Origin of the sequence: Streptomyces sp. WMMC1477 (genome assembly GCF_027460245.1) — a bacterium.
Taxonomy (GTDB): Bacteria; Actinomycetota; Actinomycetes; order Streptomycetales; family Streptomycetaceae; genus Streptomyces.
Window position 1 is genome coordinate 5,143,699 of the sequence record NZ_JAPZBD010000003.1, and the last position, 16,217, is coordinate 5,159,915.

16 protein-coding genes are annotated in these 16,217 nt (G+C 73.4%); 11 read left to right on the forward strand and 5 right to left on the reverse strand.

The genetic code is table 11. The features are described 5' to 3' along the window. The first annotated feature begins 47 nt into the window (after nt 1-47). From O7609_RS22535 to O7609_RS22545, 3 genes are all read left to right on the forward strand, one after another. The gene (locus O7609_RS22535; protein WP_269735174.1) at nt 48-692 is read left to right on the forward strand and encodes a DUF1707 SHOCT-like domain-containing protein; all 645 of its coding nucleotides are present in this window, start codon (nt 48-50) and stop codon (nt 690-692) included. 103 nt (nt 693-795) lie between these two features. After that, complete coding sequence (locus O7609_RS22540; RefSeq protein ID WP_269735173.1) at nt 796-1,890, forward strand: DUF2332 domain-containing protein; 1,095 nt, start codon at nt 796-798, stop codon at nt 1,888-1,890. After that, nucleotides 1,887-2,594, forward strand: coding sequence for an endonuclease V (locus O7609_RS22545; protein ID WP_269735172.1), 708 nt, complete (start codon nt 1,887-1,889; stop codon nt 2,592-2,594). The genes O7609_RS22540 and O7609_RS22545 overlap by 4 nt, the downstream gene beginning before the upstream one ends. Before the next feature lie 58 nt (nt 2,595-2,652). Here the strand turns inward: O7609_RS22545 and O7609_RS22550 are convergent, their stop codons facing one another. Further along, nucleotides 2,653-3,825, reverse strand: a complete 1,173-nt coding sequence (locus O7609_RS22550; protein WP_269735171.1) for a saccharopine dehydrogenase family protein — start codon at nt 3,823-3,825, stop codon at nt 2,653-2,655. Between the two features lie 77 nt (nt 3,826-3,902). On the opposite strand from O7609_RS22550, the gene O7609_RS22555 reads away from it, so the two are divergent. The 5 genes from O7609_RS22555 (at nt 3,903) to O7609_RS22575 (ending at nt 10,223) form a co-directional block, all read left to right on the forward strand. Beyond that, nucleotides 3,903-4,283, forward strand: a complete 381-nt coding sequence (locus tag O7609_RS22555) for an MmcQ/YjbR family DNA-binding protein (protein ID WP_269735170.1) — start codon at nt 3,903-3,905, stop codon at nt 4,281-4,283. A 134-nt stretch (nt 4,284-4,417) separates the two neighbouring features. Beyond that, nucleotides 4,418-5,551: a CaiB/BaiF CoA transferase family protein gene (locus tag O7609_RS22560; RefSeq protein WP_269735169.1), complete on the forward strand. Its 1,134-nt coding sequence runs from the start codon at nt 4,418-4,420 to the stop codon at nt 5,549-5,551. 17 nt (nt 5,552-5,568) lie between these two features. Continuing rightward, nucleotides 5,569-6,711, forward strand: coding sequence for an acyl-CoA dehydrogenase family protein (locus O7609_RS22565; RefSeq protein WP_269735168.1), 1,143 nt, complete (start codon nt 5,569-5,571; stop codon nt 6,709-6,711). A gap of 65 nt (nt 6,712-6,776) precedes the next feature. After that, on the forward strand, nt 6,777-7,991 hold the full coding sequence (locus tag O7609_RS22570) for an acetyl-CoA C-acetyltransferase (RefSeq protein WP_269735167.1): 1,215 nt from the start codon (nt 6,777-6,779) through the stop codon (nt 7,989-7,991). A gap of 48 nt (nt 7,992-8,039) precedes the next feature. Further along, entirely contained in the window at nt 8,040-10,223 is a 2,184-nt protein-coding gene (locus tag O7609_RS22575; protein WP_269744135.1) for a 3-hydroxyacyl-CoA dehydrogenase NAD-binding domain-containing protein, read from the forward strand. On the opposite strand, the gene O7609_RS22580 is transcribed toward O7609_RS22575, so the two are convergent. Then, entirely contained in the window at nt 10,213-10,995 is a 783-nt protein-coding gene (locus tag O7609_RS22580) for a MerR family transcriptional regulator (RefSeq protein WP_269735165.1), read from the reverse strand. The two genes, O7609_RS22575 and O7609_RS22580, sit on opposite strands and share 11 nt — an antisense overlap. A gap of 9 nt (nt 10,996-11,004) precedes the next feature. Further along, nucleotides 11,005-11,349 carry a hypothetical protein gene (locus tag O7609_RS22585; RefSeq protein ID WP_269744136.1) on the reverse strand — a complete coding sequence of 115 codons (345 nt, stop codon included), beginning with the start codon at nt 11,347-11,349 and terminating at the stop codon, nt 11,005-11,007. 172 nt (nt 11,350-11,521) lie between these two features. Between O7609_RS22585 and O7609_RS22590 the strand changes: the two genes are divergently transcribed. After that, nucleotides 11,522-11,713, forward strand: a complete 192-nt coding sequence (locus tag O7609_RS22590) for a hypothetical protein (protein WP_269744137.1) — start codon at nt 11,522-11,524, stop codon at nt 11,711-11,713. A gap of 212 nt (nt 11,714-11,925) precedes the next feature. After that, entirely contained in the window at nt 11,926-12,243 is a 318-nt protein-coding gene (locus O7609_RS22595) for a hypothetical protein (RefSeq protein ID WP_269735162.1), read from the forward strand. A 133-nt stretch (nt 12,244-12,376) separates the two neighbouring features. Here O7609_RS22595 and sph read toward each other — a convergent pair whose 3' ends face one another. Next, nucleotides 12,377-13,366 (reverse strand): sphingomyelin phosphodiesterase, encoded by a 990-nt coding sequence (gene sph, locus O7609_RS22600; protein ID WP_269744138.1) that lies wholly within the window; start codon nt 13,364-13,366, stop codon nt 12,377-12,379. A gap of 177 nt (nt 13,367-13,543) precedes the next feature. Continuing rightward, the gene (locus tag O7609_RS22605; protein ID WP_269744139.1) at nt 13,544-15,184 is read right to left on the reverse strand and encodes an ABC-F family ATP-binding cassette domain-containing protein; all 1,641 of its coding nucleotides are present in this window, start codon (nt 15,182-15,184) and stop codon (nt 13,544-13,546) included. A gap of 325 nt (nt 15,185-15,509) precedes the next feature. Here O7609_RS22605 and O7609_RS22610 point away from each other — a divergent pair, with 325 nt between their 5' ends. Continuing rightward, a complete protein-coding gene (locus O7609_RS22610) occupies nt 15,510-16,181 on the forward strand; it encodes a nitroreductase family protein (RefSeq protein ID WP_269735159.1) in 672 nt (223 codons plus the stop codon). The last annotated feature ends 36 nt before the right edge of the window (nt 16,182-16,217 follow it).

A 16,217-nucleotide genomic window follows, 5' to 3' on the forward strand; every position in this document is an offset into this window, starting at 1 on the left:
AGAACCGTTGCTTCGCGGTGTGCCGTGCGGGTGAGTAGGCTGCGGGCATGGACGGTGAGCTGCCCGACGTGCGGGCCTCGGATGCGGAACGCGACCAGACCGCCGAGATCCTGCGCGACGCCATGGCCGAGGGACGGCTCGACGTGGACGAGTTCGGCGAACGCCTCGACGCCGTCTACCAGGCCCGCACCCGGGGCGAGCTGAAGCCGCTGGTGGCGGACCTCCCGGAGGCGTCCGGAGGCCGGGCCCCGGACGCACGGCCCGCCGCCGGCTGGGCCGCCCGCTTCGGCGGCACCCCCACCTCCCGGAGCGCGCTGGCGCTCATGTGCGGCTTCGTGCGCAGGGGGCCGTGGGTGGCACCCCGCAGGTTCAACGCCGTGGCCGTGTGCGGCGGCGGCGAGATCGACCTGCGCGAGGCCCGTTTCGAGGACCGTGAGGTCGTCGTCCGGGCCACCGCGATCATGGGCGGTGTGCACATCGTCGTGCCGCACGACGCGGAGGTCACCGTGGGCGGCGTCGGGATCATGGGCGGCTTCGACCACTCGGCCTCGGGCACCGGCGCCCCGGGAGCCGTCCGCGTCGCCGTCACCGGGCTGGCCTTCTGGGGCGGGGTGTCGGTGGAGCGCAAGGCGCCGCGGGGCGAGCGGAAGCGGCGCGACGGCGGCAAGGGCGGCCCGCACGCCCTGCACTGAGCACTCTCGCCGGGGCCGGGCGCGTCCCCGGCCCCGGGGCGCAGAAGCCGGGAAGGGGCCTCCGCCGGGCGCGGGCCCACGGGAGAGAGGAAGGCGGGAGCACATGACCCGCGAGCACATGGCGGACATGGTCGCCCTCCAGGGCCGGTACTGCGCCGAGCTGGGCTCGCCGCTGTACGGGGCGCTGCTCGCGCGGGCGGCGGAGGACGTCCGTACCGGAGGGCCGTGCGCGCGGGCGCTGGCCGGGCACGAGGAGGACGCGGGACCGCAGGGGCTCGCCCTGCGACTGGCCGGCGCCGTCCACGCCCTCGTCCTGAGCGGCCGTGCCCCGGAGCTGGCCCGGTACTACCCGAGCGCGGGGGGCCGGTTCGGCCCGGCCGAGGCCGAGCCCGCCTGGCGGGCCTTCCGCGCGGCCGTCGCCTCCCGGCCCGACGAGGTGCGGACGTGGCTGTCGCGCGCCCCGCAGACCAACGAGGTCGGCCGCGCGCACCTGCTGGTCGCCGGGCTGCTGTGGGCGAGCGACCGGACGCCGCTGCCGATCCGGCTGCTGGAGCTGGGGGCGAGCGCGGGCCTCATGCTCCGGGCCGACCGCTTCCGCTGTACGGCCGAGGGCTTCGACTGGGGCCCACGCGAGGCCGAAGTACACCTGACCGGCACCTGGCGGGGCACGCCCCCCGCCTGGCTGACGGGGGCGGCCCGCAGGCACCCCGAGCTCGACGTCGTCGAACGACGGGGGTGCGACCTCGCCCCGGTCGACCCCCGCTCCGAGGACGGCGCCCTGGCCCTGCGGTCCTACGTCTGGCCCGACCAGACGGCCCGTCACGAGCGGCTCGCGGGCGCGCTCCGGCTCGCGGCGCGCGAGCCCGCCGAGGTCGTCCCGCTCGGCGCGGGCGACTTCCTGGACGGCGTCGAGCTGCGCGAGGGCACCCTGACCGTCGTGTGGCACTCGGTCATGCGGCAGTACGTGCCGAAGCCCGAGTGGGCACGGGTGCAGGCGGCGCTGGACCGGCTCGCCGGGGCCGCCGACGAGCGCGGCGCCCTGCTCCACCTGGCCTTCGAGCCGGTCCGGGTGGGCACCGGGCATCCCTTCCGGCTGCTCGCCCGGCTGAACGACGGCCCGACGACGACGCTGGCCGAGGCGCATCCGCACGGCCTGCCCGCCTACCCGGCGGGCGAGGTGACGGGGCGGGCGGCGTGACCGGGGCCGCGGCGACGCACACGACGCCGGCCTCGGAGGAGGAGGCCCTCGCCGTCCAGCGTGCCCTGCGGTCGCGCGTCGTGGTGGCCGACGAGGCGCCCGCGCCCGGGCAGCCGGGCACCCTGGTCGCGGGGGTCGACGTCGCCTACGACGACGCGCGGAACCGGGTGGCCGCGGCCGTGGTGGTGCTGGACGCCGTCACGCTGGAGCCCGTGGAGGAGGCGACGTCCGTGGGGCCCGTGGCCTTCCCCTACGTCCCGGGGCTGCTGGCGTTCCGGGAGCTGCCGGGGGCGCTGGCCGCCCTCGGGCGGCTGCGGAGCACCCCCGGCCTGGTCGTCTGCGACGGCTACGGGCTCGCCCATCCGCGCCGGTTCGGGCTCGCCAGCCACCTCGGGGTGCTGACGGGGCTGCCGACGATCGGCGTGGCCAAGAACCCCTTCGGCTACCGCCACGGGGAGCTGGGCCGGGAGCGGGGTGCCGTGGCCGCGCTCATGGACGGCGCCGAGGAGGTGGGCGCGGCACTGCGCACCCGGCAGGGCGTGAAGCCGCTCTACGTCTCCGTGGGGCACCGCACGACGCTCGACGCCGCCTGTGCCCACGTCCTCCGTCTGGCCCGTGACCACCGGCAGCCCGAGACGACCCGGCGGGCGGACCGCCTGTGCAGGCTCGCCCTGTCCCGCGCCGCCGAGGCCGCGCCGGGCTGACGCCCCGCGCCCGCCCGACGCTCCCGCCGTCCCGCGGCGGAGGGGACGTGTGGCCCGGTCAGCCGGTGTGGGTCACCCGGAAGGTCAGGCCCGCCGCGCGCAGCCGGGAGATGAGGGCGGGGCCCATCGCCTGCGCGGGGGTCACCTGCCCGGAGGTCGTGGGGAGGGTGTCGAAGGCCAGGCACAGCGCCGACTCGGCCAGGATCTTCGCCGTCTCGTCGTAGCCCGGGTCGCCGCCAAAGACCTCGGTGGCCACCCGCCGGCCGCCGCCCTCGGCCAGGAAGCGGACGGAGAAGCGGCTGCGGGCGCGGCGCTCCTCGCTCGGCCCCTGCCCCGGTGCGAGGCGGGCGGAGAGCCGTCGGCGCACGCCGGGGACCTGGGCGAGTGCGAGGAGGCCCGCCACGGCCGCGACGCCGCCCAGAGCGAGCGACAGCCGCCCGGTGACGGCGGCGTGCCGGTAGGTGAAGTGCGGGCCGTAGCGGTCCAGCGCGGCGGCCGAACGCCCCACGACCTGCGTGTCGATGGTGGGCAGCGGTACCGCCCAGCGGCGCAGGAGGCCCTGACGCCGGATGCCGCCGAGCGGGAGGTGGACGCGCCGGTCCCGGGGGCGGGGCTCGGCCTCCCGGCGCTCCCGGGCGGCCGCCAGCATCTGCGGGACCCGGGAGAAGGCGCCGAGGACGGAGGCGAGGGTGCCGCCGGAGAACGTGGCGTTGCTCCACACGTAACCGTCGACGCGCAGCGGCACGCCCTCGGGCAGCCGCTCGACGGTGTAGAGCACGCCCAGGTCGTGGGGGACGGAGTCGAAGCCGCAGGCGTGGACGAGGCGGGCTCCGGTCTCCCGCGCGGTCGCGTGGTGGGCGACGTACATGCGGTCGACGAACTCGGGCTCGCCGCTGAGGTCCACGTAGTCGGTCCCGGCGGCGGCGCAGGCGGCGACGAGCGGCTCGCCGTACCGCAGGTAGGGCCCGACGGTGCTGATGACGACCCGGGTGTCGGCGGCCAGGGCGCGCAGGGACTCCGGGTCGGCGGCGTCCGCGTGCAGCAGGGGGAGCTCGGCCAGGGCCGGGTCGATCGCGGTGAGCTCGGCGCGGACGGCGGCCAGCTTCGCCTTGTCCCGCCCGGCGAGCGCCCACCGGCAGTCGGCCGGGGCGTTCTCGGCGAGGTAGCGGGCGGTCAGCCGGCCGGTGAAGCCGGTGGCGCCGTAGAGGACGAGGTCGTGGGTGGCGGGCACGTGGCCTCCTGGGCCGGTCGGTTCGGGGTGGGCGTTCGGGGCGGGCGGACGTCGCTGGCCGCGTCTACCGTGACCGTATGGCCAAGACAGCCGGAGATCCAATGGCGGTGCGGGAAGCGGTGCGTGCGTTCGCGCTCACCCTCCCCGGTGCGGTGGAGGAGTTCCCGTGGGGCGAGAGCGTGGTGAAGGTCGACCGGAAGGTGTTCGTGTTCCTCGAGGCTGAGGAGGGCGGGCAGCCGCCGGGTCTGACGGTGAAGCTGACCGACGAGCTGGCCCACGCCCACGCGCTCAGCTGCCCCGGGGCCGCGCCCGCCGGGTACGGGCTGGGGCGTTCGGGCTGGGTGGCCCTGCCCCTCGACGCGCGCGGCGCGCCGGGGGCGGAGCTGCTGTGCGACTGGGCGGAGGAGAGCTACCGGGCCGTCGCCCCCCAGCGGTTCCTCGCCGAACTGGACGGCTGACGGGGCCGCCCGCCCGCCGGGTTCCGCGGCCTGTACCCGTCGGTAATCCCTTGGCCTGCGGGGCTTGTGGAATCGAGAACACGTTCTTAACATCGTCGGTGTTACATCAGTTGTGTCATACGGCTGGGGGCCTGATGCGGGAGCGCGGCGGAACGGGACCGCTGACCGGGGTACGCGTGGTGGAGCTGGCGGGCATCGGGCCGGGCCCGTTCGCCGCCATGCTCCTGGGCGACCTGGGGGCCGACGTCGTACGGGTGGACCGCCCCGGCGGGCCCGGGCTGGGCATCGAGCCCGGCCGCGACGTCACCGGCCGCAACAAGCGCTCCGTCGTCCTCGACCTCAAGACCGCCGCCGGGCGGGAGGCCGTGCTCGGCCTCGTCGAGCGGGCCCACGTCCTGATCGAGGGCTACCGGCCCGGCGTCGCCGAGCGGCTCGGCGTCGGCCCCGAGGAGTGCCTGCGGCGCAACCCCGCCCTCGTCTACGGGAGGATGACGGGCTGGGGCCAGGACGGGCCGCTCGCCCCGCGCGCCGGCCACGACATCGGCTACCTCGCCCTCACCGGGGCGCTGGGCCTCAGCGGTGCCGCGGACGGCCCGCCGCACTTCCCGGCGAACCTCCTCGGGGACTACGCAGGCGGCTCCCTCTACCTCGTCGTCGGCGTCCTCGCGGCGCTGCACCATGCCCGGGAGCACGGCGAGGGGCAGGTCGTGGACGCCGCGATCGTCGACGGCGCCAGCCACCTGACGGCCATGCTGCACGGCATGCTCGCGGCCGGCGCCTGGCAGGACGCCCGCGGGGTGAACCTCCTCGACGGCGGCAGCCCCTTCTACGGCGTCTACGAGACGGCGGACGGCGGCCACATGGCCGTGGGCGCCCTGGAGGAGCGCTTCTACGCCGAGTTCACCCGGCTCCTGGGGCTGGACGAGAAGACGGCCGACCGCTCCGACGTCGGCACCTGGAGCGCCCTGCGCACGGCCGTGGCCGAGCGGTTCCGCAGCCGCACGCGCGAGGAGTGGACGGAGGTCTTCGCCGGCTCCGACGCCTGCGTCGCCCCCGTGCTCTCGCTCCGGGAAGCGCCCGCCCACCCCCACCTCGCGGCCCGCGGGACGTTCACCGAGCACTCCGGGATCACCCAGCCCGCCCCCGCGCCCCGCTTCTCCCGCACCCCCGGTGCCGTGCGCACCGCACCCGCACAGCCCGGCGCCGACACCGAGTCCGTCGCCCGGGACTGGGGCATCGACCCCGCGACCCTCGCCATTCCGACCTGAGCAGCGGCAGGAGCAGCATGCAGCGCGAGATCTACACCGCGGAACACGAGGCGTTCCGCGAGACGGTGAAGGCGTTCCTGGCCAAGGAGGTCACGCCGCACTACGAGACGTGGGAGAGCGAGGGCATCGTCAGCCGCGAGGCCTGGCGCGCCGCGGGGCGGCAGGGCCTGCTGGGCATGGCCGTGCCGGAGGAGTACGGCGGCGGAGGCGAGCCGGACTTCCGCTTCAGCGCCGTCATGGCCGAGGAGTTCGCCAAGTGCGGTGCCTCCGGTCTCGCCCTCGGCCTGCACAACGACATCATCGGGCCCTATCTCCTCGGCCTCGCCACCGAGGAGCAGAAGCGCCGCTGGCTGCCGGGCTTCTGCAGCGGCGAGACGATCACCGCCATCGCGATGACCGAGCCGGGGGCCGGTTCCGACCTCCAGGGCATCCGCACGGCCGCCGAGGACCGTGGCGACCACTGGCTGCTCAACGGCTCCAAGACGTTCATCTCCAACGGCATCCTGGCCGACCTGGTGGTCGTCGTCGCCAAGACGACCCCGGAGGGCGGCGCCAAGGGCCTCAGCCTGCTGGTCGTCGAACGGGGCATGGAGGGCTTCGAACGCGGCCGCAACCTCGACAAGATCGGCCAGAAGTCCCAGGACACCGCCGAGCTGTTCTTCCGCGACGTCGAAGTGCCCAAGGAGAACCTCCTCGGCGAACTCGACGGCGCGTTCGTCCACCTGATGACGCACCTGGCCCAGGAGCGCATGGCCATCGCGGTCGCCGCGATCACCGTAGCCGAGCACCTCCTCGAGACCACCATGGCCTACGTCAAGGAGCGCGAGGCGTTCGGCCGCCCGCTGGCCCGTCTCCAGCACATCCGCTTCGAGATCGCGGAGATGGCCACCGAGTGCGCCGTCACCCGCAGCTTCGTCGACCGCTGCATACGGGAGCACGCCGAGGGCGCGCTCGACGCCGTCCACGCGTCCATGGCCAAGTGGTGGTCCACCGAGCTGCAGAAGCGCGTCACCGACCGCTGCCTGCAACTTCACGGCGGCTACGGGTACATGCTGGAGTACCCGGTGGCCCGCGCCTTCACCGACGGCCGCATCCAGACCATCTACGGCGGCACCACCGAGATCATGAAGGAGATCATCGGTCGCTCCCTCCTCGGCTGACCGCCCGATCTCCGGGGCGTGCGCCCCGGCTCCCGCACCTTCACTCACCACCGAAAGGCCGCACCGTGAGCACCGAAGCGTTCGTCTACGACGCCATCCGTACCCCGCGTGGGCGCGGAAAGGCCAACGGTTCCCTGCACACCACCAAGCCGGTCGACCTCGTCGTCGGCCTGATCCACGAGATCCGGGCCCGCTTCCCGGACCTGGACCCGGCCGCGATCGACGACGTCGTCCTCGGCGTCGTCAGCCCGCACGGCGACCAGGGCTCCGACATCGCCAAGATCTCCGCCATCGCCGCCGGACTGCCCGACACCGTCGCCGGCGTCCAGGAGAACCGCTTCTGCGCCTCCGGGCTGGAGGCCGTCAACATGGCCGCCGCCAAGGTGCGCTCCGGCTGGGAGGACCTGGTGCTGGCCGGAGGCGTGGAGTCCATGTCGCGGCTGCCGATCGGCAGCGACGGCGGCGCCTGGTTCGCCGACCCGATGACGAACCTCGAAACGGGCTTCGTGCCGCAGGGCATCGGCGCCGACCTCATCGCCACCGTCGAGGGCTTCACCCGCCGGGACGTGGACGAGTACGCGGCCCTCTCCCAGGAGCGCGCCGCCGAGGCCTGGAAAGAGGAGCGCTTCGCCCGCTCGGTCGTCCCCGTGACGGACCGCAGCGGGCTGACGATCCTCGACCACGACGAGCACATCCGCCCCGGCACCACCGCGGACTCCCTCGCGAAGCTGAAGCCCTCCTTCGCCACCATCGGCGACATGGGCGGCTTCGACGCCGTCGCACTGCAGAAATACCACTGGGTGGAGCAGATCGACCACGTCCACCACGCGGGCAACTCCTCCGGCATCGTGGACGGTGCCGCGCTGGTCGCGATCGGCAACGAGGAGACCGGGCGCCGCTACGGCCTCACCCCGCGCGCCCGCATCCTGTCCGCCGCCGTCTCCGGCGCCGACCCGACGATCATGCTCACCGGCCCCGCGCCCGCCTCCCGCAAGGCGCTCGCCAAGGCCGGGCTGACCATCGACGACATCGGCCTCGTCGAGATCAACGAGGCCTTCGCCGCCGTCGTCCTGCGCTTCGTGCGCGACATGGGCCTCAGCCTGGACAAGGTCAACGTCAACGGCGGAGCCATCGCCATGGGCCACCCCCTGGGCGCCACCGGCGCCATGATCCTCGGCACCCTCGTCGACGAACTGGAGCGGCGCGACCAGCGGTACGGGCTGGCCACCCTGTGCGTCGGCGGCGGGATGGGCATCGCCACCGTCGTCGAACGCCTCTGACGCCCCGCGCCCCGCCCGGACCCGACACACCCCTGGAGACCCACCGCCATGCCCGAGCCCACGTCCTCGACGATCCGCTGGGACCGAGACGCCGACGACATCGTCACCCTCACCCTCGACGACCCCGACCAGTCCGCCAACACGATGAACGCGGCCTTCACCGCGTCCCTGTCCGCCGTAGCCGACCGGCTGGAGGCCGAGCGCGACTCCGTCCGCGGCGTCATCATCACCTCCGCCAAGAAGTCGTTCTTCGCCGGAGGCGACCTGCGCCTGCTCATCCAGGCCACGCCGGAGACGGCCCGGGAGGTCATGGACACGGGCCTGCGGATCAAGCGCGATCTGCGCCGCATCGAGACCCTGGGCAAGCCCGTCGTCGCGGCCATCAACGGCACCGCCCTCGGCGGCGGCTACGAGATCGCCCTCGCCTGCCACCACCGCGTCGCCCTGGACGTGGGCGGCAGCCGGATCGGCCTGCCCGAGGCCACCCTCGGCCTGCTCCCCGGCGGTGGCGGCGTCGTGCGCACCGTGCGGCTGCTGGGCATCGCCGACGCGCTGCTGAACGTCCTCCTCCAGGGCCAGCAGCACGTCCCGGCCGCCGCACGCGAGAAGGGGCTCGTGCACGCACTGGCCACCTCCGAGGAGGACCTGCTGGCCCAGGCGCGCGCCTACATCGAGGCCAACCCCGAGGCACAGCAGCCCTGGGACGCCCCCGGCTACAAGATCCCCGGCGGCACGCCCGCACACCCCAAGTTCGCGGCGAACCTCCCCGCCTTCCCCGCCAACCTGAGGAAGCAGACCGGCGGCGCGCCCTACCCGGCCCAGCGCAACATCCTCGCCGCCGCCGTCGAGGGCAGCCAGGTCGACTTCGCGGGCGCCGAGCTCATCGAGGGCCGCTACTTCACCGAACTCGTCATCGGCCAGACCTCGAAGAACATGATCCAGGCGTTCTTCTTCGACCTCCAGGCCGTCAACTCCGGCGCCAGCCGCCCCGGCGGCGTCCCCGAGCGCACGGTCCGCAAGGTCGCCGTGCTCGGCGCCGGCATGATGGGCGCCGGGATCGCCTACTCCTGCGCCAAGGCCGGCATCGACGTCGTCCTCAAGGACGTCTCGGAGGAGGCCGCCCAGAAGGGCAAGGACTACTCCGTCGGCCTGGTGGACAAGGCCCTCGCCCGGGGGCGTACCACCCAGGAGAAGCGGGACGCCCTCCTCGCCCGCATCACTCCCACCGGCGACCCGGCCGACGTCGCGGGCTGCGACGCCGTCATCGAGGCCGTCTTCGAGAACACCGAGCTCAAGCACAAGGTTTTCCAGGAGATCCAGCACCTCGTCGAGCCCGACGCGCTCCTGTGCTCCAACACCTCCACCCTGCCCATCACCGGTCTGGCCGAGGGCGTCGAGCGCGAGAGCGACTTCATCGGGCTGCACTTCTTCTCGCCCGTCGACAAGATGCCCCTGGTCGAGATCGTGCGCGGCGAGAAGACCGGCGACGAGGCCCTCGCCCGCGCCTTCGACCTGGTCCGGCAGATCAACAAGACGCCCATCGTCGTCAACGACGCCCGCGGCTTCTTCACCTCGCGCGTCATCGGCCAGTTCCTCAACGAGGGCGTGGCGATGGTCGGCGAGGGCATCGAGCCCGCCTCCGTCGAGCAGGCCGCCGCCCAGGCCGGCTACCCCGCCAAAGTGCTCTCCCTCATGGACGAACTGACCCTCACCCTGCCCCGCAAGATCCGCAACGAGACCCGCGCCGCGCTGGAGGCCGAGGGGCTTCAGTGGCCCGAGCACCCCGCCGAGCGGATCATCGACCGCATGGTCGACGAGTTCGGCCGCCCCGGCCGCAGCGGCGGCGCCGGGTTCTACGACTACGAGGACGGCAGGCGCACCCGCCTGTGGCCCGGCCTGCGCGAGCACTTCGGCCGCCCCGGCGGCGAGCAGCCCGAGGTCCCCTTCGAGGACATGAAGGAGCGCATGCTCTTCTCCGAGGCGCTCGACACCGTGCGCTGCCTGGAGGAGGGCATCCTCACCACCGTCGCGGACGCCAACATCGGTTCCATCATGGGCATCGGCTTCCCGCCCTGGACGGGCGGCGCCCTGCAGTACATCAACGGTTACGCGGGCGGCCTGCCCGGCTTCGTCGCCCGCGCCCGCGAGCTGAGCGAGCGCTACGGCCCGCGCTTCGCCCCGCCGGCGCTCCTGCTGGCCAAGGCCGAGAAGGGCGAACGCTTCAGCGACTGACGTCCTCGTCGTCCTTGCCGTCGTCCGTGGCCGGTGCGGCCGCGGGCCCGAGCTGCGGGGCGCGCTCCCCGGGGAACGCGCCCCGCAGCTCCGCCTTGAGGGAGCGCTGGAACGCGGTCAGCAGCGCCTGCACGACGACCGGCTGCATGTGCGCGGACAGCGACTTCATCCGCTCCACCTCGTCCGGGGCGGGCCCGGAGGCCCGGTAGGGCTCCCACACCTCGTCCCGGAACAGCTGGCTCAACTCCCGGGCCACCCCCCGGGCGTGCTCGACGACGACCGCCCGGGCAGCCGTGATCGACTCCAGCGAGAACGGCACGTCCAGCAACTGCACGCCCAGGTGCAGCAGCCCCGGGTCGACCAGGAACACCCCCGGGTCGTCCGTGCGCTCCAGCACGCTCATCGCCGCCAGCCGCTCCACGTCCGCGTCGGCCAGCGCCCGCCCGCACCGCCGCTCCAGCTGCTCCCGGGTCACCTCGTCCGCCGTGTCCGGCATCCAGGACGCCACCAGGGCACGGTGAATGGCCAGCTCCGCCGCGCTCAGCCCCTCCGGCAGCCGCTGCACGTACCGCTCGATCGCCGCCAGCGTCATGCCCTGGCTCTGCAGCTCCTCGATGAGCGCGAGCCGCGACACGTGGTCGGGACCGTACCGCCCCACCCGCCTCGGCCCGATCTCCGGCGGCGGGAGCAGACCGCGCGTGCTGTAGAAACGAATCGTGCGCACGGTGACACCCGCGCGCGCGGCCAGCTCGTCGACGGTCATGCTGCTCATCGTTCAACACTATTGCTGTCTCACCAGAACTGTGAAGCCGTCCGCAGTCCGGCATGCCGCCTCAGAGGGGACCCGCACTGCCCTCCACGGCCTGAATGAGACATTCGAGTTTGTCTGCGTCGCGGGCGCAGATGACCTCCAGGCCGTCGCCGTGCTCATACTCGGAGAACACGCGGGCGATTCCGGCAGGACGCTGGGGTGCGCGTCCGCGAGCTGGTCGGTGGTGACCTGCTCGTTCGACGCGGCGGTGAGGTAGCGGCGGCCGATGTGCGGGATGTCGGAGACGCGGGTCTCCTGCGTGTCGTGGAACACGCACATGAGGGCGACCCTGGCCGGGTCGGCGTCCTCCATCATCGCGAGGACGGAGCCGACTCGACGATGTTCCGCAAAGGTGCGAAGAACGCCACGGGTTCACGCTGGACGTGGCGGACGTGGCGGACGTGGCGGACGTGGCGGACGTGGCGGACGTGGCGGAGGTGGCGGACGTGGAGGCGCGGGGCCGGCGTCGTGGGCGACGGTCGAGTACGTGCCCGGCCGGAGCGTGTTCGAGGTCGAGCAGTACGGGCCCCGTCGGCTGTGGGACGAGGCCGAGGCGGCCTGTCGCTGGTGGGAGTCCCGGGACCGGCCGGGCCGGGACCGGTTCGGCCGGTCCGTCGACCGCGACGCCCAGCGGGTCTGGCTCGACGAGCCCGGCCAGCCGGTGCCCCTTCTCGGTTGACGGCCGCACCCTGGTAGTGCGCCAAGGCTCCGGGGCGGGTACCGTTCCTGGCCGTCGTCGGGCTCGTGCGCTGCCGTCGTCGCCGGGGTAGGTACACATCCGCATCGAGGCAGGCGACGGACATTGCGACGATCTGAACGGGCCTTGGCCTGGGCCTCGGTGGACACCGAGCCTGCCCCCGGCCGGCAACCACCTGTACGAGGAGTTCCGCTATGGCGACCGAACCCACCGCGACCGTTCCCGTCCCCGGACAGGAACCCGTCCTCATCACCGCTGAGCAGATCAGAGCTGCCACGATCGGGATCGCACCCGACCCCATCTTCACCTACGCCGTCGAGATCGACGGCCGGTGGTGGCCACCACGTCAAGTGGTCTACCGCGCTATCGGCCGCAGCCAGTCCAACGACCGCCCGATCAGCCATCGGTGTGTGGAAGCCCTGGCCGCTCTCGGCTTCCGCACCTTCGAGCCGGTTACCTTCAACGAGAAGGGACGCGTCGTCGTCCCGGACGACCGCCGGCGTCAGAACTGACCGGCCCCGGCCCCGTCGATGTTCGTGCCGCCCCCCGATAGCCGAGGCCGGCGCGGCGTGAGGGCCACGCGTCCGGGCGGGCCGGTGGGTGCCGGGCGCCCGGACGCGTGGTGGTGGGGTCAGACGGTGGGGCTCAGGAGCCGATGACCGGGTAGTGGTCGGAGAGGTTGTCGTAGGTGTAGGAGACCCACCAGCTCGTGACGGTCCACGGGGCGGTGCGCTCGTCGACCGTGTGGTTGTTCCAGTCCGCCGGACGGGCGTGGCCCGCCCGGTACAGGACGTGGTCCAGGTGCTCCTTGGGGTCGTCCGGGTAGCGGTAGGCGGCGATGGAGTTGCGCTCGGTGTCGAAGGAGTACGTGAGGCCCGACCGGCTGTCGGAGTCCACCAGACCGGCGTCGGCCAGCATGTTCGCGTACTCGGCGCTGTGACTGTCCACGTTGAAGTCACCGGCGACGACGACCTGTTCACCGGCCGGGATGTCCTTGGCGTCCAGGAAGGCGTCGAGTTCCCGGAACTGGCGGCTGCGCACCTGGGCGGGCTCGCCCGCGTCGCAGCCGTCGTCGGTGGACTGGGCGTGGGTGCCGACCACGTGCACCGGGGTGCCGTTCACGTCCAGCTCGGTGTAGACGAAGCCCTTGTTCGACCACCAGTCGGCGCCGCAGCCGTCAGCGTAGACGTACTGCTCCTGGCGCACGATCGGCCACTTGCTCAGGATGGTGACGCCGCCGTCCTCCGGGGTGGTGGCGGAGTAGGAGCCGCCGGTGGCGTCCCAGCCGTCGCGGGAGCGGCCGAGCACCGGTGTCTGGTGGGGGTACTCGGCGGCGGCGCCGTTCATGAGCGTGCCGGAGGAGGCGTTGTCGAAGGCCTCCTGGACGACGACGACGTCGTTGCCCTGGAAGAAGCCGGTCTTCGGTATCTCGGTCGCCCGGTGCTCCTGGCCCCAGTTGGGATAGAGGTTCTGGCTCATGAGGAACACGTTGTAGGTGAGCACCCGCAGATGCGGGGACTCGGAGGCTGTCGGGGCGGCGGTGGCCGGGGACACGGTGGCCGCGAGGGTGGCGGCGACGGCGGCGGTGGCGACGGCCGCCGACCGGGTGGGGCGTAGCCGCAGGCGCTTCGGCACGGTGAACTCCCTTGAAGGTGTGGGGACGGTGCCGGAAATGAAAGCAGCGGGGGGTACTTGCAGGTAACCCTCAGGGATGCGAAAAGTGGACGCCTGACCAAGATTTTTGGCGCGCACGCCCCACCGGAGTCGAAGGGCTTCCGGCGGGGCGAGCGCGGTCACTTGTCCGGACAGGGCTCAGTCCAGCGTCGCCGGGTCGACCTCGTGCACCTCCCCGTCCACCCGGAGCCAGCGCGTGATGCCCAGGGAGCGCAGGAACGGCAGGTCGTGTCCGGCCACGACCAGCGCGCCGCGGTAGGCCTCCAGTGCGGTGGTGAGCTGCTCGACGGAGGCGAGGTCGAGGTTGTTCGTCGGCTCGTCCAGGAGCAGGAGCTGCGGGGCCGGCTCGGCGAGCAGGAGGGCCGCGAGGGTGGCCCGGAGGCGCTCGCCGCCCGAGAGCGTGCCCACGACCTGGTCGGCCCGCCGGCCCCGGAAGAGGAACCGGGCGAGCTGGGCGCGGGCGCCGTTGTTCCCGGCCCGGGGAGCCAGCCGCGTCACGTTCTCGACGATGCTCAGCTCCTCGTCCAGCACGTCCAGGCGCTGCGGCAGCAGCCGTGCGGGGACCTGGGTCGTGATCGTCCCCTCGGCGGCGGGGAGCCGTCCGGCGATCGTGTGCAGCAGCGTCGACTTGCCCGCGCCGTTCGCCCCGATCAGGGCGATCCGCTCGGGCCCGTGGATGTCGAACGTGGCCCGGACGCCGCAGCGCAGCGCCACCTCCCGCAGGGTGAGCACCTGCCGGGCCGGGGGCACGGCGGTGGCGGGGAGGTCCACCCGGATGCGCTTGTCCTCCCGTACCTGCCCGGCCGCCTCCGTCAGCCGCTCCCGGGCCTCGGCGAGCCGCTGCTCGTGCAGGATGCGGTGCTTGCCCGCCGAGACCTGCGCGGTGCGTGCCCGCATCCGCATGACGGCTCGCGGCTCGCGCTTGTTGGCGTACATCTTCTTCGCGTACCGGTCCCGGGCGGCGAGATGCTGCCGGGCTTCGGTCAACTCCCGCTTCTGCCGCTGGACGTCGGCCTCGGCCACCCGCACCATCCGCTCGGCGGCCGCCTGTTCGGTGGCCAGGGCCTCCTCGTAGGCCGAGTACCCGCCGCCGTAGAGGCGTACCGAGCCGTCGTCCAGATCAGCGATCCGGTCGACGCGCTCCAGCAGTTCGCGGTCGTGGCTGACGACGACGAGCAGGCCCGACCAGCCGTCGACGGCCTCGTACAGCCGCTGCCGGGCGGTCAGGTCGAGGTTGTTGGTCGGCTCGTCCAGGAGCAGCACGTCGGGGCGGCGCAGCAGGAGCGCGGCGAGCCGGAGGAGCACGCACTCGCCGCCGGACATCTCGCCGATCGTGTGGTCGAGTTGGACGCCGCTGAGGCCGAGCGAGCCCAGCGTGGCGCGGGCGCGCTCCTCGACGTCCCAGTCGTCGCCGAGGACCGTGAAGTGCTCCTCGCGCGCGTCACCGGACTCGATCGCGTGCAGGGCGGCGCGGCGCTCCGCCATGCCGAGGGCCTCGTCCACCCGCAGCCCCGTCGCCAGTGTGACGTCCTGGGGCAGGTAGCCGACCTCGCCGACGAGGCGCAACGACCCCGCCGTGGGCTCGAGGACACCGGCCATCAGCTTCAGCAGCGTGGACTTGCCGGAGCCGTTGCGGCCGATCAGTCCGGTGCGTCCGGTGCCGAAGAGAAGGTCGAGGCCGTCGAAGACGGTGGTGCCGTCGGGCCAGGCGAACGCCAGCCCGGAGGCCGTGATCGACAGGTTGGTCCGGGCGGTGGACGACAGGTGTGACGTAGACATAGGCGTCTCCTGGGAGCCGTGCGAGAGAGTCGCGGGGGAGCGGTGGACGACGTGGGGAAGACACCGCGGACCGGGCCAGGAGGGGGAGAGGCCGGGAGAGGAGCGTCAGGCGGGCTCGCCTCCGAGGTCGCACCCGTGGCACGCGCCGGACGGCGCCGACGACCCGGAACGCGGGTACGCCGGTGTGCACACGGTGTCTTCCGACCTCAGACGAGCAACGGCCTTCTCCGATCGACGACATCACGGCCGAGGTAGAAGGTAGGGGCGGCCCCGGGGGTGTGCAAGGGATTTACGCGGGGCCGGGAACTGTGCTGTGCTGCCATCTATGGTCCATACCAGTGCGCATGCCGCTCACCCGACGGTGCCGCTGCGGCCGATGACCGTCCCCGCCCACGAGGCGGCGGACCGCAGCCGTGCCTTCCACGCCGTCATGGCCCGCCGCCGCACCGTGCGGGACTTCGACTCCCGGCCCGTTCCCGACACCGTGGTCGACTGGGCGATCCGTACCGCCGCGACGGCGCCCAGCGGTGCCCACGTCCAGCCCTGGCGCTTCGTCGTCATCACCGACCCGGACCGCAAGCGGCGGCTGCGCGAGGCCGCCGAGGAGGAGGAGCGGGAGTTCTACGAGCGCCGCGCCTCCGCGGAGTGGCTGGAGGCGCTGGCGCCCCTGGGCACCGACTGGCGCAAGCCGTTCCTGGAAGAGGCCCCGGTGGTGATCGTCGTCTTCGAGGTCCACAAGGGGCCGCGGACGCCGCGGCCCTACTACACCAAGGAGTCCGTCGGCATCGCCGTCGGACTCCTGCTGGCCTCGCTGCACCAGGCGGGCCTGGCCACCCTCACCCACACACCGAGCCCGATGCGCTTCCTGAACGAGGTGTGCGAGCGCCCGGCCGAGGAGCGCGCCGCCTACGTCATCCCCGTCGGCTACCCGGCCCCGGACGCGCGGGTGCCGGACCTGAGCCGCAAGAGCCTGGACGAGGTCCTCGTGCGGCTGTGACGGCGCCGGGGCGCCCCGGGACCGGGAACCCGGCCC